Genomic DNA, 22,538 nt, shown 5'->3' with positions numbered 1-22,538 from the left:
AACGGCTCCGGGGCACCACGTGCCGGACGCGGCCCCCGCTGGATCATGCCGGGTACCGGCCGGCCGGTACGGTGGCGCGGTGCTCACTGAAGGAGTCGTGCTCAGCGACCGCTACCGGCTGAACGAACGCATCGCGACCGGCGGCATGGGGGCCGTCTGGAAGTGCACGGACACCCTGCTGGGCCGCGAGGTCGCGGTGAAGGTGCTGCTGCCGTCGCTGGTCGCCGACCCCGAGTTCACCACCCGCTTCCAGGCCGAGGCCCGGATGCTGGCCGCGCTGCGGCACCCCGGCATCGTGCAGGTGCACGACGCCGGCTCCGCCACCCTCGCCGACGGCAGCCGGGTCAGCTACCTGGTGATGGAGTACGTCGACGGCGAGCCGCTGGTGACCTGGATCCGCCGGGCCGGCCGGCTCGACCCGGCGTCCACCATGTCGGTGGTGGCGCAGGCCGCCCACGCGCTGCACGCCGCCCACCTCGCCGGGATCGTGCACCGGGACGTCAAACCCGGAAACCTGCTGGTCAAGCGGGACGGCACGGTGGTGCTGGTCGACTTCGGCATCGCCCGGGCCAACACCATGGCGGGGATCACCGCCGCGCACATGGTGCTCGGCACCGCCTCGTACATGTCGCCGGAGCAGGCCACCGGCCAGGCCGTCTCGGCCGCCACCGACGTGTACGCGCTCGGCGCGGTCGCCTACTACTGCCTGGCCGGCCGGCCGCCCTTCGACGGCGACAACCCGCTCCAGGTGGCGCTGCGGCACGCCCAGGACGAGCCGGCGCCGCTGCCGGCGGGCACGCCCCCGGCGGTGGTGGAGGTGGTCCGCCGGGCGCTGGCGAAGCGCCCCGGCGACCGGTACCCGACCGGGGCCGCCCTGGCCGAGGCCGCCCAGGACGCCCGGGACGCCACGATGGCCAGGATGGCCGTCCCGCCCCGCCCGCCGTGGGCGGTGGCCGGCCCGGCCGTGCCGGGGCCCGCCGTGCTCCCGACGCCGGACGCCACGGCCGGTCCCGCCGCCACCCCGGGCCTCGCCGGGGGTACGCCATCGGGCGGCCACGCCCACGCCGGGTCCCCCACCGGTCCTGGCCCGGTGCCCGGTGCCACCGCCGGCCCAGCCGACGCGGACAGCGCCCGCCCCAGTCCCGCGTCCGGTGCCGGAACCGCCGCCCCGACCTTCGCCCCGGATGCCGCCGGCCCGGAACGTTCCGGCCCGGTCGCGGGAGTCGGCCCGGCCCAGCCCGGCCCGGTCGCCGGGGTCGGCCCGGCCGCCGGCGTCTCCCCGGGGCCGGGACAGCCCGGCCCGGCCGGGGGTATCAGCTGGGCCGCCGGTGCCGCCCCCGGCACGGGGGCCGGTTCCGGCGGCCCGTCCGGGCCGCCCGCCCACCCCACCTCCGGCCGGCCCGGTGGTGCCGGGCCCGCGGGTCCGCCCCCGGCCGGCCCCGCCTGGTCGATCGGGGTCGCACAACCCGGTCCGCGCCCCGGCGGGTACGGCCCGGAGCAGGACCGACACGCCGGCTCGGGCGTACCGCCGACGCTGGAGGAGCCGACGGGGCGCCGGGGGCGGGGACGGATCCTCGCCCTGGCCGGGGCAGCCGGCGTCGTCCTCGTCGCGCTGGCGACCACCGTGGCGGTGGCGGCGCTGCGCTCCGGTGACGAGGACCCACCGGCGGGCGGCCCGACCGCACTGACCGGCGAGTCGGCGCTCGCCGATCCCGGGCAGTCGGAGGTGCCGGCCACCGGGGAGGCGTCCGCGTCCGCGGCGAGCCCCACCGGTCGGCCGAGCCGGTCGCCCTCGGCCGGTCCGAGTCACGCCGCGCCGGGTGCCGCCACCCCGTCGGCCGGCGCCTCGGCTGGACCGGCCGCCGGCGGCACCGGGGCACCGAGGCCGACGAGCACGACGACCGCTCCGCAGAAGCCCAACCCGTACACCGCCGGCCAGGCGTGCGGCAGCGGCTACCAGGTGATCGACTCGGCGACGCTGACCGCGGGCGGCGTCCGCAAGGGTCGGGTCTACCTGCTCTACAACACGTCCAGCGGGGCCAACTGCGTGGTCACGCTCAAGGACACCGACGTCGGCCGGGCGACCGCGGTGTCGGCGTACCTGGAGGTGCAGGGGAAGGCCCGCGAGACCGACAGCGGGGCGTTCGAGTACTACGCCGGGCCGGTCCGGGCAGGCGCCGCGAAGGCCTGCGTGAAGTGGGGCGGGTCGGTGGGCGGGGCCAGCTACGGCAGTCCCTTCGAACACTGCGGCTGACGCCGCCCGGCGCCGGGGGCGGCACTTGGGAACCCGCCCGGGCCGGCAGGCGGTGACCGGCCGGCCGGCCGTAAGGTACGGGCATGTCCGTTGACGGGTGGAACACACTCCTGGTGCTCGGCGGTATCCGGTCCGGCAAGTCTGAGTTCGCGGAATCGCTGGTCGCCGACGCGCCCACGGTCCGCTACGTGGCCACCGCCCCCGAGGGGGATCCGGAGGACACCGAGTGGGCGACCCGCCTGGCGGCGCACCGGGCCCGCCGGCCGGGGAGCTGGACCACCGAGGAGACCGCCGCGGACCCGGGCCGGCTGGCCGAGGTGATCGCGGCGGCCGGGCCGAACGAGACGCTGCTCGTGGACGACCTGGGCGGCTGGGTGACCGTGCTGCTCGACCCGGCCCACCAGCCCGCCGACGACTCCGCCACCATCGCCGAGCTGGCCGCGGCGGTCCGGGCCAGCGCCGCCCGGCTGGTGCTGGTCAGCCCGGAGGTGGGGCTCTCCCTGGTGCCGACCACCCCGCTGGGCCGGGCGTTCACCGACGCGCTCGGCACGACCAACCGGGCGGTCGCCGACGCCTGCGACGCCGTGGTGCTGGTGGTGGCCGGTCAGGCCGCGTGGCTGAAGCCGGCCGGCGCGCCGTACGCCGCCGTCCCGGCGCAGATCGGCCCCGGCCAGGCGGGTGCCCCCGCCGCGCCGGGCGTCGCGCCGGACGAGGCGCTGCCCGAGGTGCTCACCCCGGCCGCGCCGCCCACGCCGGCCCCCGCGCCGGTGGCGGAGCAGGCTGCCTGGGCCGCCCCCACCATGGCGCTGCCGATGGTCGCCACCGGCCTGGCCATCCAGCCCGGCATGGAACTGCCGATGCCCGACGAGTACGCGGGCCCGCAGGCGGTCGACCGGCTCGCCACCCTGGACCTGCCCGGCGCCGGGCTGGGCGTGCTGGACCGGGTTGTCAGCTTCGCCGCCGCCACCCAGGGCACCCCGACCCCCGCGCCGTGGAGCTCGGTGCGCGTACTGCTGCTGCACGGTGACCACGCCGGTGGCGCGTCGGCCGGGGTGGCGCCCGACGAATCGGCCCGCCGCGCCCGGCAGGCCCGGGCCGGCCAGGGGGCGCTCGCCCGGCTGGCGGCCGAGAGCGGGGCCGGCCTCCAGGTGGTCGAGGCGCCCGCCTCCGCCGCCATGGAGGACGGGCCGGCGCTCTCCGCCGAGCAGGTCGAGTCGGCCCTGCGCTACGGCTGGCGGCTGGCCGAGCAGGCCGCCGACGCGGGCGTACAGCTGCTGGTGCTGGCGGCGTGCGGCGCCGGCACCGAGGCGGCGGCCGCGGCGGTGCTGGCGGCGACGGCCGGCGCGGAGCCCCCGGCGGTGCTGGGCCGGGTGGTGAACGAGCACGGCCTGATCGACGACGCGGCCTGGATGGTCCGCTGCGCGGCGGTGCGGGACGCCCTGCACCGCACCCGCCGCAGCCCGCGCGACGCCAAGGACGTACTGGCCGAGCTGGGCGGGGGCGACATCGCGGTGGCCACCGGCGTGCTGCTCGGGGCGACCGCCCGGCGGATGCCGGTGCTGCTGGACGGCCCGGTCGGCGTGGCCGCCGGCCTGGTCAGCCGCGACCTGGCCGGGCAGGCCCGGCACTGGTGCCTGCTGCCCGACCACGGCGGGCAGCCCGCCGTCCGGCTCGCCGCCGACGTGCTCGGCCTGACCCCGCTGGTGGACCTGCGGCTCAACCTCGGCGAGGGAGCGACGGCACTGGCCACCCTGCCGCTGCTGCGCTCGGTGCTGGCGCTCGCCGCCGGCCTGCCGGTGCACCCGTCGCTGCGCGGCGAGGGCGACGAGGAGTTCACCGAGCCGGAGCCGGCGGGCCCCGGGCCCACCACCACCGAGCCGGAGCCTCTGACGCCCGCCACCGAGCCGGAGTTCGCCGAGCCGGAGCCGGCCGGCCCGGGGCCGACCACGGTCGAGCCGGAGCCGGCCGGGCCGGGACCCGGCCGGCCCGCGACCGCCGAGCCGGATGAGCCGGTCGCGGTGTCGGAGTCCCCCGACCGGCGTGCCGACTGAGTCCCGGTTCGCCGACGGGATCCGGCTGGCGGTCACCACCTTCACCACGCTGCCGGTGCGCAGCGGCCGGGTCGACCGGGCCGCGGCGGGCACTGCGATGGCGCTCGCCCCGGCGGTCGGTGCCCTGCTCGGCGCGCTCCTCGCGGCGGTGCTGCTGCTCACCGCCGCCCTCGCTCCCCCGCTGGTCGCCGCCGCGGTCACCGTCGGGCTCGGCGCGCTGCTCACCCGCGGCCTGCACCTGGACGGGCTGGCCGACACCGTGGACGCGCTGGGGTCGTACCGGCGGGGCGCGGCGGCGCTGGAGATCATGAAGAAGCCGGACGTGGGCCCGTTCGGGGTGGTCGCGCTGGTGGTCGTACTGCTGCTGCAGGCGGCGGTGCTCGCGGAGCTGGCCGGGCGGTCGTGGCCGGCGGCGCTCGCCGCGGTGTCCGCCGCCACGGCCGCCGGCCGGCTCGGGGTGGGCCTGGCCTGCCGGCGCGGGGTGCCGGCCGCCCGGCCGGAGGGCCTGGGCGCGCTGGTGGCCGGCACGGTGGGGCCGGTCGCCCTGGTGGCCGGCGCGGTCGCCGTCGCGCTGCTGGCCGTGCCGGCGGTGCCGGGCCGCCCGTGGCAGGGGCCGCTCGCCGTCGTCGCGGCGCTCGCCGTCGCGGCCGGGCTCCTCGCGCACGTGGTACGCCGGCTCGGCGGGATCACCGGCGACGTGCTCGGGGCCACCGTGGAGATCGTCACCACGCTGGCCTACCTGGGACTGGTGCTGTCCGGCTGAGCGTCACCCGTCCGGGCGGGTAGCGTTCGAGGACGAGGCACCGGCACGGTCGAGGGGGACGACATGCTCATCACGGACGACTTCCTGCCCGTACCGGTGCCGGAGTCGCTGGACGCGACCTACCTGGTGCCCATCGCCGGGCTGCCGAAGGTCAGCCCGAAGACGGCGGTGGCGGGTCTGGCGGGGCGGCTCGCCGAGCCGGTGCACGGGCTGGCGCGGCAGATGCTGGACAGCCCGCTGATGAGCGTCGACACCCGTACGATCGGCGAGTTCCCCGAGCTGCCGCCGGACCTGCTCACCGCGTTCGGCGCCACCGAGGCCCAGCTGGCCCGGCTGGCCGCCGCCACGCACCTGGTGGTGGTGCAGGCCGAATACCGGCCGGGCTGGCCGCCGGCGCACGAGTGGGCGGCCCGGGCGGTGGCCGCGGCGATCGCCGAGACGGTCGACGGGGACGTGGTGGACGTCTTCGGTCTCCAGTTCCTCGACCCGGCCGCCGCGCTGCGCTCGCTCCCCGACGAGCAGGGCCGGATCCGGCTGGTCGACTGGGTGCTGGTGCCGTACTCGTCGGACGCCGACGGGCTCTGGTTCACCACCAAGGGGCTGCGCCGGTTCGGGCTGCTGGAGCTGCAGACCCAGGGGGTGCCGGACCATCTGACCCGGGCCTGGGGCGCGGTGATGACCGGCGCCGCCCGGCGGCTGCTGCGGGACTGGACCGAGGGGCTGGCCGGCGAGGAGGTGCCCGCGTTCGTGCAGCTCCCGGTACTGGCCACGGTGACCGGGCACGACATCGCGGTGGCGTACGGCAATCCGGAGCAGCACGGCGCGACGGCGCCGGTGCTGCTGCGGCTGGAGCTGGACCCGGCGACCGACCCGGACGCCGACTCGTTCCTCAGCCTCAACCCGCCGCCCGGGCACCCCGGCCCGGCCGGCCGCTACTTCGCCGCCGCCTGCGCCACCCTGTTCAACGGCATCCAGCCGGACGTCCGGTACGCCCGGCCGGGCGACGCGATGAGCCGGGCGATCGCCACCGCGCGTGCCGGCCTGGGCGACATCCGGGCCCGGTTCCTCGCCGGTCAGCTGCCCGCCGAGGCCCAGCTCGTGGTCAAGTACGGCCTGCCCGGCGACGAGGGCCCCGAGTTCGTCTGGGCCGGGGTGACGTCCTGGGACAGCCCCGAGCGGATCGTCGGCGCCAGCGCCAGCGACGCCGCCACCGACCCCACCGTCCGGATCGGCGCCCCGGTCGTGGTGGAGGCGACGGATGTCGTCGACTGGGCCCTGCTCGACGCCACCGGCGTCATCGAAGGCGGCTGGACCCAAGCCGTCCTGGACGCCGGCGAACCCCCCACCCCCGACTGACCACGCTCTCGCCACCCTGCACTGCCGCGCGCCCCGCCCCGGCCCGGCCCAGCCCGGCCCAGCCCGGCCCGGTTGATCATGAAGTTGTTGCCGTCGACTACGGCGTGTCGGGACAACAACTTCATGATCGCCGTGAGCGGGGGCTAGCGGACCGAGGGCTTGACGAAGGGGGGGCGGGTGAGGCGCAGTTGGGCGCGGCGGCCGCGGATGTCGACGTCGACGATCTCGCCGTCGGCGAGCTTGGGCTCGGTGTCGATCAGGGCCAGCGCGATGCCCTGCTTCTTGGTCGGGCTGAACGTGCCGCTGGTGATGGTGCCGACCCGGGTGTCGCCGGCGTACACGGCCATCCCCGGGCGCGGGATGGCCCGGTCGACCGCCTCCAGCCCGCGCAGCGTACGCCGGGGGCCGGCCGCCTTCTCGGCGAGCAGCACGTCCCGGCCCCAGAAGGCCGGCTTGTCCCAGCCCACCGCCCAGCCGGAGCGGGCCTGCACCGGGGTGATCTCCAGCGAGAGGTCCTGCCCGTGCAGCGGGTACCCCATCTCGGTGCGCAGGGTGTCCCGCGCGGCCAGCCCGCAGGCCCGCAGTTCGTACGCCGCCCCGGCGGCGAACAGCGCGTCCCAGACGGCCAGCGCGTGCTCGGCCGGGATCACCAGCTCGTAGCCGAGCTCGCCGGTGTAGCCGGTGCGGCACACGGTCAGCCCGAGACCGTCCAGGGTCGCGGTGGAGAAGCTCATGTAGTCGTGCTCGGTGGGCAGGCCCAGCGCGGCCAGCAGGTCCGCCGAGCGCGGCCCCTGCACCGCGAGGACCGCGTACGCCTCGTGCTCGTCGGAGATGGCCAGCCCGGCCGGCGCGGCGGCGCGCAGGCGGCGGACCACCTCGGCGGTGTTCGCCGCGTTCGGCACCAGGAAGACGTGGTCGTCGGCGTGCAGGTAGGCGATGATGTCGTCCACCACGCCGCCGGTCGCCTCGTCGCAGCACAGGGTGTACTGCGCCTTGCCGGGGCTGATCCGGCCGAGGTCGTTGGTGAGGCAGGCGTTGACGAAGTCCGCGGCGCCCGGCCCGGTGATCCGCGCCTTGCCGAGGTGCGAGACGTCGAAGACACCCACCCCGGTACGCACCGCGGTGTGCTCCTTGAGCACGCCGCCACCGGCGTACTCCAGCGGCATCTCCCAGCCCCCGAAGGGGGCGAACTTGGCGCCGGCGGCAGTGTGCCGCTCGTGCAGCGGGGAACGGCGCAGCCGGGTCGCGGCGGCGTCGGAGGTCACCTCGGTCATGGGTGGCAACTTACCGCCCGCTGAACGCCTGGTTAGCATCGGCGGGACCCGTCGGAGGCCCATCGGCGGGACAGCCACGCGTCCGGCGGGTAGGTTGCGCCGGAGACCTTCATCGCCGGTACGCGACCACGCGGCCGGCCCGGCCCGCCCGGAGTAGCTTCAGTGACATCGCCCCGCACCACCCTCAGCCTGGTCGACACCGACCCCGCCGAACTCGCCGTCGACGCGATCGTGATCGGCGTGCACAGCCAGACCGCAGAGCAGGGTTCCGGCTCACCCGCCGGCACCCTGCTGCTGGCCAGCGGCGCGGAGAGCATCGCCGCCGCGTTCGACGGCAAGCTGACCGAGACGCTGGCACTGCTCGGTGCCACCGGCGGCCCCGGTGAGGTGATCAAGCTGGCCACGCTGGGCACGATCACCGCCCCGGTCGTCACCGCCGTCGGCCTCGGCCCCGAGCCGTCCGGCGCGGCCCCGGCCCCGGAGACGCTGCGCCGGGCCGCCGGCGCGGCGGTCCGCGCCCTGGCCGGCGCGCCGCGCGTGGCGCTGGCCCTGCCGCTGCCCGACGACGCCGACGCCCCGGCCGCGCTGCGCGCGGTCGCCGAGGGTGCGCTGCTCGGCGGCTACCGGTTCGCCGGCTACAAGACCAAGCCGCAGCCGGGCCGGCGCGAGCCGGTGGCCGACGTGCTGATCGCGGTGCCGGACGCCGCCGACGCGACCGCGCAGGCGGAGGTCGTCCGCGCCCAGGCGGTCGCCGGCGCGGTGCGGACCAGCCGGGACTGGGTCAACACCGCCCCGAACGAGCTGCGCCCGCCGGCGTTCGCCGAGGCCGTGGCCGCCGCCGCCCGGGAGGCCGGGCTCGGTGTCGAGGTGCTCGACGAGGCGGCGCTGAAGTCCGGCGGGTACGGCGGCATCCTCGCCGTCGGGCAGGGCTCGGAGGCCCCGCCGCGGCTGGTCAAGCTGACCTACACCCCGGCCGGTGGCGGCAACGGCAAGCGGGTGGCGCTGGTCGGCAAGGGCATCACCTTCGACACCGGCGGCATCTCGATCAAGCCGGCCCAGGGCATGTGGGAGATGAAGTCCGACATGGCCGGCGCGGCGGCCGTCGGCGCGGCCATGCTGGCGGTCGCGGCGCTCAAGCCGTCCGTGGCGGTCACCGGCTACCTGCCGATGGCGGAGAACATGCCGTCGGGCACCAGCTACCGGCCGGGCGACGTGATCACCATGTACAGCGGCAAGAAGGTGGAGGTGCTCAACACCGACGCCGAGGGCCGGATGATCCTCGCCGACGGCATCGCCCGGGCCTGCGAGGACGGCGCCGACTACCTGTTCGAGACCTCGACGCTGACCGGCGGCCAGGTGATCGCGCTGGGCAAGAAGATCGCCGGCGTGATGGGCACCCCCGAGCTGTGCGAGCGGGTGAAGGCGGCCGGTGAGGCCACCGGCGAGCCGGCCTGGCCGATGCCGCTGCCGGACGACGTGCGCAAGGGCATGGACTCCGACGTCGCTGACATCTCGCAGGTCAACGCGGGCATGGACCGGGCCGGCCACATGCTCCAGGGTGGCGTCTTCCTGCGCGAGTTCGTCACCGAGGACGTGGCCTGGGCGCACATCGACATCGCCGGCCCCGGCTACCACTCGGGCGAGGCGACCGGCTACTGGACCAAGGGCGGCACCGGCGTCCCGGTCCGCACCCTGGTCCACCTGGTCGAGGACGTCGCCGCCAACGGCTGACGCCGTCCACCGCGACGACGGGGCGCTCCCTACCCGGGGGCGCCCCGTCCGCTTGTCCGGCTCAGAAGAGCTCGGGGCGGCGCTTGCGGCGTTCGTTGTAGTCGCGCATGCGCTGCGGGTAGCCCATCAGCCGGACGTCGTAGATCGGGATGGCGAGCTTGTGGGCGAAGCGGCGTGCCTCCTCCGGGGTGCCGACCCGCCGCCGGGTCCACTCGCCGTCGTCGGCGATCAGCATGACGGTGGTCTCGGTGACCGTGGTCCGTGGCTCCAGATACGCCTCGACCCCGCGTCGGGTGCGGACGAAGCTCTCAAGGTGGTCCAGATCGGCGCGCTCGGCGACCCGGTCGCGACTCACCGCGCCCGTCCGCTTACGTCGTCGGAACAGCCCCACCGCACCCACTCCTCCCCCGTACATCATCGAAGACGGTGCCAAGCGTACGTGGCGGGGACGTGTCGTTGGGCACCTCACTACGCGCTTCGTCGGCGGTGGTGACAAGATGACCGAGGTGGGGTGTGCCTGTTACTCCACCGTAACCCCCGATGCAGTGACGCGAACTGGGAGTTGGAACGTGAGCGAGCCGAACGACGCAACCTTCGACATCGTGATCCTCGGAGGTGGTAGCGGCGGCTACGCGACCGCGCTGCGCGCCGCCCAGCTGAACCTGTCCGTCGCCCTCATCGAGAAGGGCAAGCTCGGGGGCACCTGCCTGCACAACGGCTGCATCCCGACCAAGGCGCTGCTGCACGCCGCCGAGATCGCCGACCAGACCCGCGAGTCGGAGCAGTTCGGCGTCAAGGCCGAACTGGTGGGCATCGACATGGCCGCGGTCAACTCGTACAAGGACGGCGTGATCTCCCGGCTCTACAAGGGCCTCCAGGGCCTGGTGGGCGGCGCGAAGAACATCACCTTCGTGGCGGGCGCCGGCAAGCTGGTCGCGCCGAACACCGTGGAGGTCGACGGCAAGCGCTACACCGGCCGCAACGTCGTCCTGGCCTCCGGGTCGTACGCGAAGAGCCTGCCCGGCCTGGAGGTCGACGGCGAGCGGATCATCACCAGCGACCACGCCCTGGTCCTGGACCGGGTCCCGGCCTCGGCGATCGTGCTGGGCGGCGGCGTGATCGGCGTCGAGTTCGCCAGCGTGTGGAAGTCCTTCGGGGTGGACGTGACCATCGTCGAGGCGCTGCCCCGCCTGGTCGCCGCCGAGGACGAGGAGTCGTCGAAGGCGCTGGAGCGGGCCTTCCGCAAGCGGAAGATCAACTTCAAGGTCGGCAAGCCGTTCGAGAAGGTCGAGAAGACCGAGAACGGCGTCAAGCTGACCATCCAGGGCGGCGAGACCGTCGAGGCCGAGCTGCTGCTGGTCGCCGTCGGTCGCGGCCCGAACACGGCCAACCTCGGCTACGAGGAGCAGGGCGTCAAGATGGACCGCGGCTACGTGCTGACCGACGAGCGGCTGCGCACCAGCGTGCCGAACGTCTACGCGGTCGGCGACATCGTGCCGGGCCTGCAGCTCGCGCACCGCGGCTTCCAGCAGGGCATCTTCGTCGCCGAGGAGATCGCCGGCCAGACCCCGGCCGTGATCGACGAGGCCGGCATCCCGCGGGTCACCTACTGCGACCCGGAGCTGGCGTCGGTCGGCCTGACCGAGGCGAAGGCCAAGGAGCAGTACGGCGCCGACAAGGTCAAGACCTACAACTACCCGCTGGGTGGCAACGGCAAGAGCCAGATCCTCAAGACCACCGGCCACGTGAAGCTGGTCCGGGTCGAGGACGGCCCGGTGGTCGGCGTGCACATGGTCGGCGCCCGGGTCGGCGAGCTGATCGGTGAGGCGCAGCTCATCTACAACTGGGAGGCGTACCCGGCCGAGGTGGCGCAGCTCGTGCACGCCCACCCGACGCAGAACGAGGCCCTGGGCGAGGCGCACCTGGCCCTCGCCGGCAAGCCGCTGCACGCGCACAACTGACCACGACAACCGCGGCGTCCGGCGACGGGCGATGATCCCACCAGGGGAATGAAGGAGTCTGGAGAACATGCCGGTATCGGTCACCATGCCCCGGCTCGGCGAGAGCGTCACCGAGGGCACCGTCACCCGCTGGCTCAAGCAGGAGGGCGACACCGTCGAGGTCGACGAGCCGCTGCTTGAGGTGTCCACCGACAAGGTGGACACCGAGATCCCGTCGCCCGCGGCGGGCGTGCTGAGCCGGATCGTGGTCGGCGAGGACGAGACCGCCGAGGTCGGCAGCGAGCTGGCGGTCATCGCCGGCGAGGGCGAGCAGGTCGGCGGGGCGGTCGCGCCGCAGGCGGCCCCGGCCGAGGAGGCCGAGGAGGCCGCCGCCGCGCCCCAGGCCGAGGCGGAGCAGCCGGCCGTCGAGCAGCCGGCGGCCCAGGCGGCCCCGGCGCCGTCGGGCGCGGGCACCCCGGTCAAGATGCCGGCCCTCGGCGAGAGCGTCACCGAGGGTACGGTCACCCGCTGGCTCAAGCAGGTCGGCGACAGCGTCGAGGTGGACGAGCCGCTGCTGGAGGTGTCCACCGACAAGGTCGACACGGAGATCCCCTCGCCGGTCGCCGGCACGCTGCTGGAGATCAAGGTCGCCGAGGACGAGACCGCCGACGTCGGCGCCGACCTGGCGATCATCGGTGCGGCCGGTGCCGCCCCGGCCCCGGCCCAGCCGGCGCCGAAGCCCGAGGCCAAGCCCGAGCCGAAGCCGGAGCCGAAGGTCGAGGCCGCCCCGGCGCCCAAGGCCGAGGAGCCGACCCCGGGCGTGTCGTACAACCAGCCGGCGCCGGAGGCGGAGACCGCCGCCCAGCCGATGCGGGCCGAGCAGGCAGCGCAGCCGGCCGCGCCGGCCCCCACCCCGCAGCGTCCGACCGCCCCCGTGCAGGGCGGCGGCGAAGAGGCCGCCGGCTACGTGACGCCGCTGGTGCGCAAGCTGGCCGCCGAGCACGGGGTGAACCTGTCCTCGGTCAACGGCACCGGCGTCGGCGGGCGGATCCGCAAGCAGGACGTCCTGGAGGCGGCCGAGAAGGCGAAGGCCGCCAAGGCTGTCCCGGCCGCGCAGCCGGCCGCCGCCGCGGCGCCGGCCCCGGCCAAGCCGGCCGCGAAGCCGCAGCCGAGCGCGAAGCGGGGCACCACCGAGAAGCTGCCCCGGATCCGGGCGGCCATCGCCAAGCGGATGCAGCAGTCGCTGCACGAGATGGCGCAGCTCACCACGGTGATCGAGGTGGACGTCACCAAGATCGCCAAGCTGCGGGCCCAGGCGAAGGACTCCTTCCAGCAGCGGCACGGCGTGAAGCTGTCCTTCCTGCCGTTCTTCGCCCTGGCGGCGGTCGAGGCGCTGCAGACCTACCCGATCGTCAACGCCCGGATGGACCTTGAGGCCGGGACCATCACCTACCCGGACGCGGAGCACCTCGGCATCGCCGTGGACACCGAGCGGGGCCTGCTGGTGCCGGTCATCCACAACGCCGGCGACCTCAACCTGGGCGGGATCGCCAAGCGGGTCGCCGACCTGGCCGAGCGCACCCGGACCAACAAGATCAGCCCGGACGAGATCGCCGGGGCGACCTTCACGCTGACCAACACCGGCAGCCGGGGCGCCCTCTTCGACACCCCGATCGTGCCGTCGCCGCAGTCGGCGATGCTCGGCACGGGTGCCGTGGTGAAGCGCCCGGTCGTGGTCAACGACCCGGAGCTGGGCGAGGTCGTGGCGGTCCGCTCGATGGTCTACCTGGCCCTGTCGTACGACCACCGGCTGATCGACGGCGCGGACGCGGCCCGCTTCCTCGTCGCGGTCAAGGAGCGGCTGGAGGCCGGCAACTTCGAGGCCGAGCTGGGGCTCTGACGCCCTGACGACACGCAAGGGGGCGCGCGGCACACGCCGCGCGCCCCCTTCGTCGTGTCCGGGCCGGCCGCGCAGGGTGGCCGGAATCCGGCCCGCTGCCGGCCGCCCGCTTGACAGACTCGGTCGGTGAGCGGCTTCGGGTGGCGGCGGCGCCTCGGGCCCGCGGTGCCGGTGGCCCCCGCGGCCCGGGTGGACCGGTTCGAGATCTTCTTCGACCTGGTCTTCGTCTTCTCGTTCTTCATCATCACCCGGTCCACCGCGCGGGATGTCAGCGGCGGGGCGCTGCTGCACGCCCTGCTGGTCCTCGCCGTGCTGTGGTGGTCGTGGGTGGTGCACAGCGTGGTCGCCACCCGGGTCCGGCTCGGCGAGGGCTTCGTGCCGGTGCTGATGACGGTCGGCATGGCGGCACTGTTCACCTTCGCCCTGTCGCTGCCGCAGGCGTTCCACGACGTGCGGGGCAACGCCGCCGGGCCGGTCGTGGCGGCGGTCAGCTACATCGTGGTTCGCCTGGTGCACCTGCTGCTGCTCCGGCACGCGGTGCGGGACAGACCGGACGAACTCCGGCAGATGAGGCGATTCGCCCCGGAGCTGGTGGGCAGCACCCTGCTGCTGCTCGCCGCCGCGCTGATCCCCCCGGCCATGCACGGCTCCTCCTGGGCGCCGCTCGTCCGGGACGGGCTGTGGGCCCTGGTCGTGCTGCTCCAGTACACAACCGGCCAACTCGTGGGTTCCTGGGTCTGGGGCATCGCCTCGGCCGAGCACTGGACCGAACGGTACGACCTGATCCTGATCATCGCGCTGGGCGAGTCGGTCATCTCGGTCGGCGTCGGGAGCAACCTGATCGGGCAGCCACCCACCCTGCCGGCGGTGGGGGCGGCGGTGCTCAGCATCTTCTTCACCGCCGCCCTCTGGTGGGCGCACTACGACATGGTCGGGCCGGCCGCCCGGATCGCCCTGCACTCGGCACAGGGCAAACCCCGGCTCACCATGGCCCGGGACGCGTACGCGTACTGCTACCTGCCGATGATCGCCGGGATCATCCTGTTCGCGCTCGGCGCCGAGCAGATCGTCCACCAGATCACCAGTCCGACGATCTCCGACTGGGCGCCGGCCCGCGGCTCGGCCGAGCCGCTGCTCTTCGGTGGGGTGTTCCTGTACCTCCTCGGCGACATGCTGTTCCAACTGCGGACCCTGCACACCCTGAGCTGGACCCGGGTGGTCACCCTCGGGCTGCTTGCCATCTGCCCCCCGCTGGTCGACCAACTGCCGGCGCTGGGAACCCTGGGGCTGCTGACCGTGATTTGTGTCGGCATGGTGGCCGCCGAGGTGGTGATCTTCGACGAGGGCCGGCGGGCGCTGCGCCGACTGGTTTTCGAGGAACGGACCGCCCACGAGGCGCACGAGGCCGCCTACCGGGCCCGCTGGCACGAGCCGAACGAACCGGACGAGGGCGAGTGACCCGGGGCGGTGGACGGCGTCCGGTTCGCGTAGGGTGCAGCCCAGCGTCGCGGTGCACCCGGCCCGAAGGCCGCCGTGGGCATGGAGGCGCGGGACAGCAGGGGACCATGTGCACCCATCCCACTCACCGGCCGGACGGCTGACCGCCCTCGGCACCCAGTTGATCGAGATCCACCACTGGCTCCGCGAAGAGCTTGCCCGGCTCCGCGCGAGCCTCGACTCCCCCGGCGGCGCCGGCACCGGCCTGTCCCGCGAGCTACGGGCCCACTGCGTCGGCTTCTGCGCGGCGCTGGACCGGCACCACACCGGCGAGGACGCCGGCGCGTTCCGCCTCCTGGCCGAGCAGGTGCCCGAGCTGCGACCCGTCCTCGCCCAACTGAGCGAGGACCACCGGGTGGTGGCGGACCTGCTGCGCCAGGTCGACGCGCTGCTCGCCGGGACGGACGACGGCCCGGCGGTCCGCGCCGAGCTGGACGGCCTGGCCGCGCTGCTGGAGTCGCATTTCACCTACGAGGAACGGAAACTGGTCGCCGCGCTGGACGCGGTGACCGGCGGTACGGCCGAAGAACTGTTCGGCATGGACGTCCCCGATGGGGCGTAAATCGCATCGGCACCGCCGTGTTCCACTTCTCGCCGCTGCGCTCGGCCCCATGAGTTGAGCAGCGCCAAGATCCGCCTCCACGGATGAGGGCGGCGGACGGCGCATTCGCCTGTCGGCAGAATCGGCGGCTCCGAACTGGCCAGCGCGCCCGCCACCGCACCATGCTGGGCCGATGGTGACCTTCTCCATCCAGGCCCGACCGACCGACGCCGCGAGCTGGCTCGACCTGGCCCGCCGGGCCGAGGCGGCCGGCTTCGACGCCCTGTTCGCCGCCGACCACCCGGGGCACGGCGCGTCGCCGTTCGTGGCGCTCGCCGCCGCGGCGGCGGTGACCTCGACGCTCGGCCTCGGCTCGTACGTCTCCAACGCCGGGGTCCGCGAGCCGATCCTGCTCGCCACCGACGTGGCCACCCTCGACGTGGTCTCCGGCGGGCGGGCCCGGCTCGGCGTCGGCGCCGGCCACACCCCGGCCGAGTGGCGGGCCGTCGGCCGGGAGCGCCCCGACGTGCCCGGCCGGGTCCGCCGCTGCATCGCGGTCGCCGAGGCCGTGCGCGACCTGCTGGCCGGCAAGGAGGTCACCGTGGACACGCCGGAGCTGGTCGCCCACGCCGCCCGGCTCACCGAGCTCAAGCCCGTGCAGGACCGGGTCCCGCTCACCATCGGTACGGGCAACTCGACGCTGCTGCGCTGGGCCGGCGCGCACGCCGACGTGGTGGGCCTGATCGGTGCCGGCCGTACCCTGCCCGACGGGCACACGCACGAGGTGCGATGGCGGGCCGACCAGATCGAGGCCCAGCTCGCCCACGTGGCGACCGGCGCCGCCGGCCGCGACGCGCCGCCCGTGCTGGAGGCGCTGGTCCAGCAGGTCACCGTGACCGACGACGCCGAGGCCGCCGCCGCGCGGTTCGCCGAGCACGCCAACCTCATCACCGCCGAGCTGCTCGCCACGCCGTTCGTGCTGATCGGCACGGCCGAGGAGATCGTCGCGGCGGTCGCGCACCACCGGCGCCGCTGGGGGATCACCCGCTTCGTGGTACGCGCCGACGCCGTCGACGCCCTGGCCCCACTCCTCCCCCGCCTGGCGGCGCTATAGCACTTCGTAGCGCACCACGGCAGACTGCCACTGTGGCCGAGCATGCCGACCGAGACCTCCCGCAGCGCGCGCGAAACGACTCCAATGCCTTCACGCGAGGCGCGAAGCGCGACCGGGCCGAGGTCATGGCAGCTTTCGCCAGATCGCCAGTCCTGGACGAAGCCCGGCTACGGAGTGACCTCGACGCGGCGATTGGACAGGACCTCCTCGACCGTGAATGGTGATGCCATCCGACATCGAGGCGACCTTGGAGCAGACGCCAGCGGGAAGGGGCCGCACCTAGGCCGAAGGGCGCCGACCTTGTCCATAGCCGCTACAGACCTGATGGCGTAAACGATTCATGAGCCGCCCCCGAGCACGAGGCGCGCACCCTCCGCTGGCCGCTGCGCCTTGCTTTCGCTGCTCACCTGCCTCAAGGCAACACCTCGATCAACTCCACCTCCCCGATGTGGTGGTATCCCTTCGCCCGGACGCCGCCAGATTGGCGTTCTGGCGTCGCTGAGGTAGGAATACGGGGTGGTACTCACCGACGACGGTCCCGCACGGGCCGCGGCTGAAGAGCTGGCCCGGGCCGTCGTGGACATCGTGGGCGGGGCGGTCCGATCGGTGATCCTGCACGGATCGCTGGCGGCGAGCGGCTTCCGTTCCGGTCGCAGCGACATCGACCTGCTCGTCGTCGTCGACGGCGGACTCTCCGACCCGCAACTCGACGCCCTGGTGGACCGGGTTCGCCAGGCCGACCTCGGCAGCTCGGCCGGCATCGACCTGCACGTGGTGACCGCCGAGGTGGCCGGCGCGCCGACGCCGACACCACCGCTGGAGCTGCACGTCGGCCGGTACGACGGCTCGTCCGTCGGGTTCGAGGTCGACCGCCGGGTGCCCGCCGCCCCCGACCTGCCGGCCGAACTGTCGATGGCGCGCGCCGACGGGCACGCCCTCCGCGGCGCTCCGCCACGCGAGGTGCTCGCGCCGGTGCCCGACGAGTGGGTCCACGAGCGCGGCCGGTACTGGCTGACTACCTGGCGGTCGCGCACTGACGATGCGGAAGACGCCGCACTCATGGTCCTCACGGCCTGCCGGATCTGGCGCTTCGCGGTCGAGGGCCGGCACTGCGCCAAGGCCGAGGCCGCCGGGTGGGCACTCGACTGCGACCCGTCGCTGACTGCGGTCCGGCAGGCGCTTCATCAGTACGAGGTGGATCCAGCAGCGGCGATCGACGAGGCGGGCATCGCCCAGGTGCTAGACACCGTGCTGGGCGAAACCGCCCGGCACGGTGAACACGCCCTCGGTTAGAAGCTGAGGCCCTTGGTCGCATCGTTGGGGTAGGGCGAGATTCACGGGCCCGGCTTGACTCTCACGTTGCGTGAGGCTGGAGGGTGGGGTGCATGAGTGACTACTACGACGCGTTTGAGATGAGTCCCGTGCCCGCTCCCGGCCCGGATGCGGTTCCGCCGGAGCCGTTCCGTGGCATCTATGGAATGCCCGCGTTCGTGACGATCCCCACGAGCGACATGGCGGCGTCGGTGGACTTCTGGATTCGTGGGCTCGGGTTCTTCGAGCTGTTCAGCATCCCCGGCAGGCTTGTGCATCTGCGCCGGTGGGCGTTCCAGGACGTACTCCTCGTCTCGGCGGAGAGCGTTCCGGAGCAGGCACCAGCGATGAGCTTCAGTTTCGCGTGCGTGCTCAGCCAGGTCGATTCCGTTGTCGAGGCCTGTCGTGCGGTGCGCCCGAACTCGGTCGATGGCCCCCGGGATACTCCCTGGAACACCCGCGATGTGGAGGTGATCACCCCCGAGAACGCACGGATCGTGTTCACTGCGGCGAAGCCCTTTGATCCGGCCAGTCAGGAGGCGCGGAACCTTGAAGCCATCGGGATCACCCCACCGGGCGCCGGTCGCGGCAACAACGAGGAGCATGCCTGATGCCACTGACGCCGATGGCCTGACCGTCGGTCAGGTCTCGGCGCGGCTGGGCGTGACAGTCCGCGCGTTGCATCACTGGGATGAGATCAGTCTGGCGCGACCGTCGCTGCGCACGGCTGCCGGATACCGCCGCTACACCGCTGGTGATCTGGAACGCCTACACCGCATCGTCGTCTACCGTGAGATCGGTCTCGGCCTGGACAGGATTCGGGCCATCTTGGACGACTCGGCCGCAGACGTGCCCGGCGCATTGCGCGCGCAGCGCGCCCAGGTTGCTGAACGGATCGACCGCCTCCAGCAGCTCAGCGCCGGACTGGATCGGATGATCGACGCCCACGAGCGCGGCCTGCTGCTGACCGTCGAGCAGCAGGCCGCGATCTTCGGCCCCGAGTGGAACCCGGACTGGCCCGCCCAAGCCCGCCAGCGCTACGGAAACACGACGCAATGGCGGCAGTACGCCGAGCGCTCAGCCTCTCGCGGTCCGCAGGAATGGCAGGCCATCGCCGACACCGTTGCCGGCTTCGACCGCGCCCTCGGGGATGCGATGGACGCCGGCGTCACACCTGGTAGCCCAGAAGCGAATCAACTCGTCGAGTGGCACCGCGACGTTTTTGCGTCGTACTTTCCCCTCACCAGGCAGATGCAGGTCTGTCTCGGCCGCATGTTTGAGGCCGATCCGGCATGGGCTGCCCACTACGACGGCATCCGCGCCGGCCTTGCCACGTGGTTCCGCCGAATCATCGACGCCAGCGCGCGCGCCCACGGCATCGACCCCGACACCGCGACCTGGCAGTAGAGCACGGGCGGTCCAGTTCCTGCGGGGCCACCCGGGTGAACCACAGGGTCATGCCCATGAATCCACCGCTCTCAGCTGTCGGGCGCGTTCGGCAACTGCTCGGCGACGAACACGCCGACGCCGTGCACACCCTCCACCCAGCCCTGCGTCTGAAGCACGAGAATCGCCTGTCGCACGACGGTTTGCGACACGCGGTGCTCTTCCTTGAGCTGCGCGGTCGATGGCAGCTTCTCCCCCGGCGCAAGCTCACCCGACTCGATCCGCTCACGGAGGTAGTCGGCAAGCTGCGCCCACTTCGCCTTGGCGGGCATTCACACTCCCAGGTCTGCACCGCCATTCGACCATGAACTACCAGCCACAACAAGTAAGGCGAAGTTCGTCCTTGCTTTGCACAACATGCTGTGCAAAGCTCTCGATGACCGGCTCCCAGGTCTGCAACCACGAGCTGGTCACCCCGTAGGACCACCCGGCCGGTTACTCCCCCGGTAGTCGGCCGGGTGCCACCCCCTGCCCGCGACCAGGTGTCGGCGGGTCCGTTAGCAGGCCCGGGGCGGGTGCCGGGCTCCGGCCGACCATGCGCGCGCACGGCCGACCCCGCCCGTCTCGGTGCCGCATTTGGCGAGAGAGGCGGAGCAGCGTGCGGTCAGTGGTCGACGAACCGGTGGACGCGATGGAGAAGGTGCTCGGCGAGTTGCCGATGCCATGGGTGGTCACGGTGGCGGACGTTCGGCTCGCCATTCGGGCGGTGCTGGTCCGCGTACCCGATGGAAGGTGTTGACGATGTGGCCACGACGGAACGCGGCGCCGGTGCCGCTCGCGCCCCGGCACCGACGGACCTGGCGGCGCGGGCGGCGCTGGTGCTCGTGCGGCCTGCGCTGGACCGCCTGCCCGGACCGGCACGCGCCGATTCCCACCGAGCCGCCGGCACCGCCGCCGAACAGCCGGTGGTGGGACGAGGCGACCCGGGCGAACCCGCAGGTCGGGCGGGCCGGCTGGCTGACCCCGGCGCAGACCTGGCGGGCCAACGGCGGCCGGTGGTGAGCAAGGCGCACCTGCCGATCGGCCGCTGTGGCTCTGCCGGGTCTGCGCCGCGCCCTGGCCGTGCGCGATCGCCCGGCTCACCCTGCTCCGCGAGTACGTCGACGACCGGGTGTCGCTGCTGGTCTACCTGGGCGGGATGCTGCACGACGCGGCCGGCGAGCTGCACCTCCTGCACCCGCAGGACGGGCCGGAGCCGAGCCAGCTCTACGCCCGCTTCCTCGGCTGGGCAGTTGGCTCTCGCCGCGATCCATTCACGTCATCAAGTTCGTAGCGGCCGAACAGTTCACTCCGCCTTCGTCAGGAGGGACGACGGGAGGTGCAACGCATTCCTTGACCTCGAGAGCGCTCGAAGTCGAACACTGGACCGCATGACGATGACACGGACACTCGGCCGCAGCGGGATCGAGGTCAGCGCGGTCGGCATGGGGTGCTGGGCGATCGGCGGGCCACTGTGGGGCGACGGCGGGCAGCCGTTCGGCTGGGGCGAGGTCGACGACGACGAGTCGGTCCGCACCATCCACCGGGCGCTCGACCTGGGCGTGACCCTCTTCGACACGGCCAGCAACTACGGGGCCGGCCACAGCGAGCGGATCCTCGGCCGCGCCCTCGCCGGACGGCGCGACCGCGCCGTGATCGCCACCAAGTTCGGCAACCGCTCCGACGAGACCACTCGGCGGTGGACCGGCACCGACGCCAGCCCGGCGCACGCGGTGGCCAGCCTGGACGAGTCACTGCGCCGGCTCGGCACCGACCACGTCGACCTCTACCAGTTGCACATCAACGACCTGCCGGCGTCCGCCGCGCTCGACCTGATCGACACCCTGGAGGGCCTGGTCACCCAGGGCAAGATCCGGGCGTACGGCTGGAGCACCGACAACCCGTCGTCGGCCGAAGCCTTCGCCGAGGCGGGACCGCACTGCGCCGCAATTCAGCACGACGAGTCGGTGCTCCACGACAACCCCGACATGCTGGCGGTCTGCGACGCGCTCGACCTGGCCAGCCTCAACCGGGGCCCGCTCGCGATGGGTCTGCTCACCGGCTCCACTCGGGCCGTGGGCCGGGACGACGTGCGCGGGGTGGCCCCGGAGTGGCTGGTCTGGTTCACCGACGGCCGCCCGGCGCCGGTGTGGTCCGCCCGGGTCGCGCAGATCCGGGAGGCGCTGACCGCAGACGGCCGTACCCTCGCCCAGGGCGCGCTGGGCTGGTTGCTGGCCCGCAGCCCGCGGACGGTGCCCATTCCGGGTTGCCGGACGGTGGCCCAGGCGGAGGAGAACTTCGCGACGCTGGCGCTCGGCCCGCTGCCCGCCGACGCGTTCGCCGAGGTGGAGCGGCACCTGGCCGACCTGCGCACGGCGGCCGCCGCACGCTGACTGCGGGCGGCGGGACCGGCGAGTGACGCATCTCGCTCAACGCATCCGGCGCCGGGTCCGTAGCCGAAGATATGAGCATGCGGATCCTCATGGCCGGGGTGTCCGGCTTCCTCGGCACCCGACTGGTCGACCGGCTGACGGCGGACGGACACCAGATCACCCGCCTGGTCCGCCGCCCGCCGCGCAGGCCGGACGAGCGGCAGTGGGATCCGTCCGCCGCGCAACTCGACCCGACGGTGGTCGCCGCCGCCGACGCGGTGGTCAACCTGGCCGGCGCCGGGGTGGGCGACAAGCGCTGGAACGAGGACTACAAGCGGCTGATCCGGTCCAGCCGGGTGGACACCACCACCACGCTGGCCATCACCATCGCCGGCCTGGCCGCCGCCGACCGGCCCGCGACAATGCTGAACGCGTCGGCGGTCGGCTGGTACGGCAACACCGGCGACCGGGTGGTGGAGGAGGACTCCCCCGCCGGCGAGGGCTTCCTGGCCGACGTCTGTCGGGTCTGGGAGGCCGCGACCCGGCCGGCCGAGGACGCCGGCGTACGGGTGGTGCGGCTGCGCACCGGCCTGCCGCTGCACCGCGACGGCGGCATGCTCAAACCGCAACTGCTGCCGTTCCGGCTCGGCGTCGGCGGGAAGCTGGGCAGCGGCCGGCAGTGGCTGCCCTGGATCTCGCTGCAGGACTGGCTGGACGCGGTGGCCTTCCTGCTGGCCCGCGACGACGTCGCCGGCCCGGTCAACGTGGTGGGCCCCAACCCGGTCACCAACGCCGATTTCGCCCGGGAGCTGGCCCGCCAGCTGCACCGGCCGGCGATCATGCCGGTCCCCGCGCTGGCCCTGAAGATCGCCCTGGGCGGCTTCGCCCACGAGGCCCTCACCAGCGCCCGGGTGCTGCCCGCCGTCCTCCCCCGGGCCGGCTTCACCTGGACGCACCCCCACCTGCCCGCCGCCCTGCACGCCGCCCTCACCGAGTGAGCCGGCGAGGG

The 22,538-nt window shown here is 74.0% G+C and carries 22 protein-coding genes; 19 read left to right on the top strand and 3 right to left on the bottom strand.

All coding sequences use genetic code 11. The features are described from left to right. The first annotated feature begins 79 nt into the window (after window positions 1–79). From FXF52_RS42905 to FXF52_RS07415, 4 genes are all read left to right on the top strand, one after another. Window positions 80–2,254 (top strand): serine/threonine-protein kinase, encoded by a 2,175-nt coding sequence (locus FXF52_RS42905; protein WP_255471788.1) that lies wholly within the window; start codon window positions 80–82, stop codon window positions 2,252–2,254. 83 nt (window positions 2,255–2,337) lie between these two features. Further along, window positions 2,338–4,305: a bifunctional adenosylcobinamide kinase/adenosylcobinamide-phosphate guanylyltransferase gene (locus FXF52_RS07425; protein ID WP_148794731.1), complete on the top strand. Its 1,968-nt coding sequence runs from the start codon at window positions 2,338–2,340 to the stop codon at window positions 4,303–4,305. Next, window positions 4,295–5,068, top strand: coding sequence for an adenosylcobinamide-GDP ribazoletransferase (locus tag FXF52_RS07420; protein ID WP_148794729.1), 774 nt, complete (start codon window positions 4,295–4,297; stop codon window positions 5,066–5,068). Before FXF52_RS07425 ends, FXF52_RS07420 begins: the two co-directional genes overlap by 11 nt. Window positions 5,069–5,131: 63 nt before the next feature. Further along, window positions 5,132–6,424 carry a DUF2314 domain-containing protein gene (locus FXF52_RS07415; protein WP_148794727.1) on the top strand — a complete coding sequence of 431 codons (1,293 nt, stop codon included), beginning with the start codon at window positions 5,132–5,134 and terminating at the stop codon, window positions 6,422–6,424. Window positions 6,425–6,567: 143 nt separating this feature from the next. Here FXF52_RS07415 and gcvT read toward each other — a convergent pair whose 3' ends face one another. Then, window positions 6,568–7,698, bottom strand: a complete 1,131-nt coding sequence (gcvT, locus tag FXF52_RS07410) for a glycine cleavage system aminomethyltransferase GcvT (protein WP_148794725.1) — start codon at window positions 7,696–7,698, stop codon at window positions 6,568–6,570. A 162-nt stretch (window positions 7,699–7,860) separates the two neighbouring features. Here gcvT and FXF52_RS07405 point away from each other — a divergent pair, with 162 nt between their 5' ends. Next, window positions 7,861–9,429, top strand: a complete 1,569-nt coding sequence (locus FXF52_RS07405) for a leucyl aminopeptidase (RefSeq protein ID WP_148794723.1) — start codon at window positions 7,861–7,863, stop codon at window positions 9,427–9,429. A gap of 61 nt (window positions 9,430–9,490) precedes the next feature. Here the strand turns inward: FXF52_RS07405 and FXF52_RS07400 are convergent, their stop codons facing one another. Next, complete coding sequence (locus FXF52_RS07400; RefSeq protein ID WP_148794721.1) at window positions 9,491–9,820, bottom strand: hypothetical protein; 330 nt, start codon at window positions 9,818–9,820, stop codon at window positions 9,491–9,493. A gap of 178 nt (window positions 9,821–9,998) precedes the next feature. Between FXF52_RS07400 and lpdA the strand changes: the two genes are divergently transcribed. The 9 genes from lpdA to FXF52_RS07355 all read left to right on the top strand — a co-directional run bounded on the left by lpdA (window position 9,999) and on the right by FXF52_RS07355 (window position 19,139). Beyond that, window positions 9,999–11,390 (top strand): dihydrolipoyl dehydrogenase, encoded by a 1,392-nt coding sequence (lpdA, locus tag FXF52_RS07395; protein WP_148794719.1) that lies wholly within the window; start codon window positions 9,999–10,001, stop codon window positions 11,388–11,390. Window positions 11,391–11,457: 67 nt separating this feature from the next. Next, window positions 11,458–13,269, top strand: coding sequence for a 2-oxoglutarate dehydrogenase, E2 component, dihydrolipoamide succinyltransferase (gene sucB / locus FXF52_RS07390; protein WP_148794717.1), 1,812 nt, complete (start codon window positions 11,458–11,460; stop codon window positions 13,267–13,269). Between the two features lie 126 nt (window positions 13,270–13,395). Further along, the gene (locus FXF52_RS07385; protein WP_148794715.1) at window positions 13,396–14,727 is read left to right on the top strand and encodes a low temperature requirement protein A; all 1,332 of its coding nucleotides are present in this window, start codon (window positions 13,396–13,398) and stop codon (window positions 14,725–14,727) included. Window positions 14,728–14,836: 109 nt separating this feature from the next. Then, window positions 14,837–15,328, top strand: coding sequence for a hemerythrin domain-containing protein (locus tag FXF52_RS07380; protein ID WP_255471787.1), 492 nt, complete (start codon window positions 14,837–14,839; stop codon window positions 15,326–15,328). A 172-nt stretch (window positions 15,329–15,500) separates the two neighbouring features. Then, on the top strand, window positions 15,501–16,421 hold the full coding sequence (locus FXF52_RS07375) for an LLM class flavin-dependent oxidoreductase (RefSeq protein ID WP_148794713.1): 921 nt from the start codon (window positions 15,501–15,503) through the stop codon (window positions 16,419–16,421). Between the two features lie 32 nt (window positions 16,422–16,453). Beyond that, on the top strand, window positions 16,454–16,645 hold the full coding sequence (locus tag FXF52_RS07370) for a hypothetical protein (RefSeq protein ID WP_148794711.1): 192 nt from the start codon (window positions 16,454–16,456) through the stop codon (window positions 16,643–16,645). 292 nt (window positions 16,646–16,937) lie between these two features. Then, the gene (locus tag FXF52_RS07365; protein WP_148794709.1) at window positions 16,938–17,714 is read left to right on the top strand and encodes an aminoglycoside adenylyltransferase domain-containing protein; all 777 of its coding nucleotides are present in this window, start codon (window positions 16,938–16,940) and stop codon (window positions 17,712–17,714) included. 92 nt (window positions 17,715–17,806) lie between these two features. Continuing rightward, window positions 17,807–18,343, top strand: a complete 537-nt coding sequence (locus FXF52_RS07360; RefSeq protein ID WP_148794707.1) for a VOC family protein — start codon at window positions 17,807–17,809, stop codon at window positions 18,341–18,343. Further along, on the top strand, window positions 18,336–19,139 hold the full coding sequence (locus FXF52_RS07355) for a MerR family transcriptional regulator (RefSeq protein WP_148794705.1): 804 nt from the start codon (window positions 18,336–18,338) through the stop codon (window positions 19,137–19,139). The genes FXF52_RS07360 and FXF52_RS07355 overlap by 8 nt, the downstream gene beginning before the upstream one ends. Window positions 19,140–19,210: 71 nt before the next feature. On the opposite strand, the gene FXF52_RS07350 is transcribed toward FXF52_RS07355, so the two are convergent. Beyond that, on the bottom strand, window positions 19,211–19,450 hold the full coding sequence (locus tag FXF52_RS07350; RefSeq protein WP_148794702.1) for a winged helix-turn-helix domain-containing protein: 240 nt from the start codon (window positions 19,448–19,450) through the stop codon (window positions 19,211–19,213). Window positions 19,451–19,785: 335 nt separating this feature from the next. On the opposite strand from FXF52_RS07350, the gene FXF52_RS42900 reads away from it, so the two are divergent. From FXF52_RS42900 to FXF52_RS07330, 5 genes are all read left to right on the top strand, one after another. After that, a complete protein-coding gene (locus FXF52_RS42900) occupies window positions 19,786–19,917 on the top strand; it encodes a hypothetical protein (RefSeq protein WP_255471786.1) in 132 nt (43 codons plus the stop codon). A 2-nt stretch (window positions 19,918–19,919) separates the two neighbouring features. Beyond that, window positions 19,920–20,180, top strand: a complete 261-nt coding sequence (locus FXF52_RS07345; RefSeq protein WP_148794700.1) for a hypothetical protein — start codon at window positions 19,920–19,922, stop codon at window positions 20,178–20,180. 109 nt (window positions 20,181–20,289) lie between these two features. Then, window positions 20,290–20,451: a hypothetical protein gene (locus tag FXF52_RS42895; protein ID WP_255471785.1), complete on the top strand. Its 162-nt coding sequence runs from the start codon at window positions 20,290–20,292 to the stop codon at window positions 20,449–20,451. A gap of 97 nt (window positions 20,452–20,548) precedes the next feature. Beyond that, complete coding sequence (locus FXF52_RS07335) at window positions 20,549–21,550, top strand: aldo/keto reductase (RefSeq protein ID WP_148794697.1); 1,002 nt, start codon at window positions 20,549–20,551, stop codon at window positions 21,548–21,550. 77 nt (window positions 21,551–21,627) lie between these two features. Continuing rightward, entirely contained in the window at window positions 21,628–22,527 is a 900-nt protein-coding gene (locus FXF52_RS07330; RefSeq protein ID WP_148794695.1) for a TIGR01777 family oxidoreductase, read from the top strand. Window positions 22,528–22,538 lie beyond the last annotated feature (11 nt).

The sequence above is a fragment of the Micromonospora sp. MP36 genome, assembly GCF_008119785.1.
In the GTDB taxonomy this organism is placed as follows: domain Bacteria; phylum Actinomycetota; class Actinomycetes; order Mycobacteriales; family Micromonosporaceae; genus Micromonospora.
This window is presented reverse-complemented; position numbering and strand designations above follow the sequence as displayed.

Bases quoted from the DNA above. Each gene is read 5' to 3' on its own strand.
- FXF52_RS07425 (WP_148794731.1), top strand. From the start codon at position 2,338: ATGTCCGTTGACGGGTGGAACACACTCCTGGTGCTCGGCGGTATCCGG.
- FXF52_RS07415 (WP_148794727.1), top strand. From the start codon at position 5,132: ATGCTCATCACGGACGACTTCCTGCCCGTACCGGTGCCGGAGTCGCTG.
- gcvT (WP_148794725.1), bottom strand. From the start codon at position 7,698: ATGACCGAGGTGACCTCCGACGCCGCCGCGACCCGGCTGCGCCGTTCC.
- sucB (WP_148794717.1), top strand. From the start codon at position 11,458: ATGCCGGTATCGGTCACCATGCCCCGGCTCGGCGAGAGCGTCACCGAG.
- FXF52_RS07375 (WP_148794713.1), top strand. From the start codon at position 15,501: ATGGTGACCTTCTCCATCCAGGCCCGACCGACCGACGCCGCGAGCTGG.
- FXF52_RS07360 (WP_148794707.1), top strand. From the start codon at position 17,807: ATGAGTGACTACTACGACGCGTTTGAGATGAGTCCCGTGCCCGCTCCC.
- FXF52_RS07355 (WP_148794705.1), top strand. From the start codon at position 18,336: ATGCCTGATGCCACTGACGCCGATGGCCTGACCGTCGGTCAGGTCTCG.
- FXF52_RS07350 (WP_148794702.1), bottom strand. From the start codon at position 19,450: ATGCCCGCCAAGGCGAAGTGGGCGCAGCTTGCCGACTACCTCCGTGAG.
- FXF52_RS07345 (WP_148794700.1), top strand. From the start codon at position 19,920: ATGTGGCCACGACGGAACGCGGCGCCGGTGCCGCTCGCGCCCCGGCAC.
- FXF52_RS07335 (WP_148794697.1), top strand. From the start codon at position 20,549: ATGACGATGACACGGACACTCGGCCGCAGCGGGATCGAGGTCAGCGCG.
- FXF52_RS07330 (WP_148794695.1), top strand. From the start codon at position 21,628: ATGCGGATCCTCATGGCCGGGGTGTCCGGCTTCCTCGGCACCCGACTG.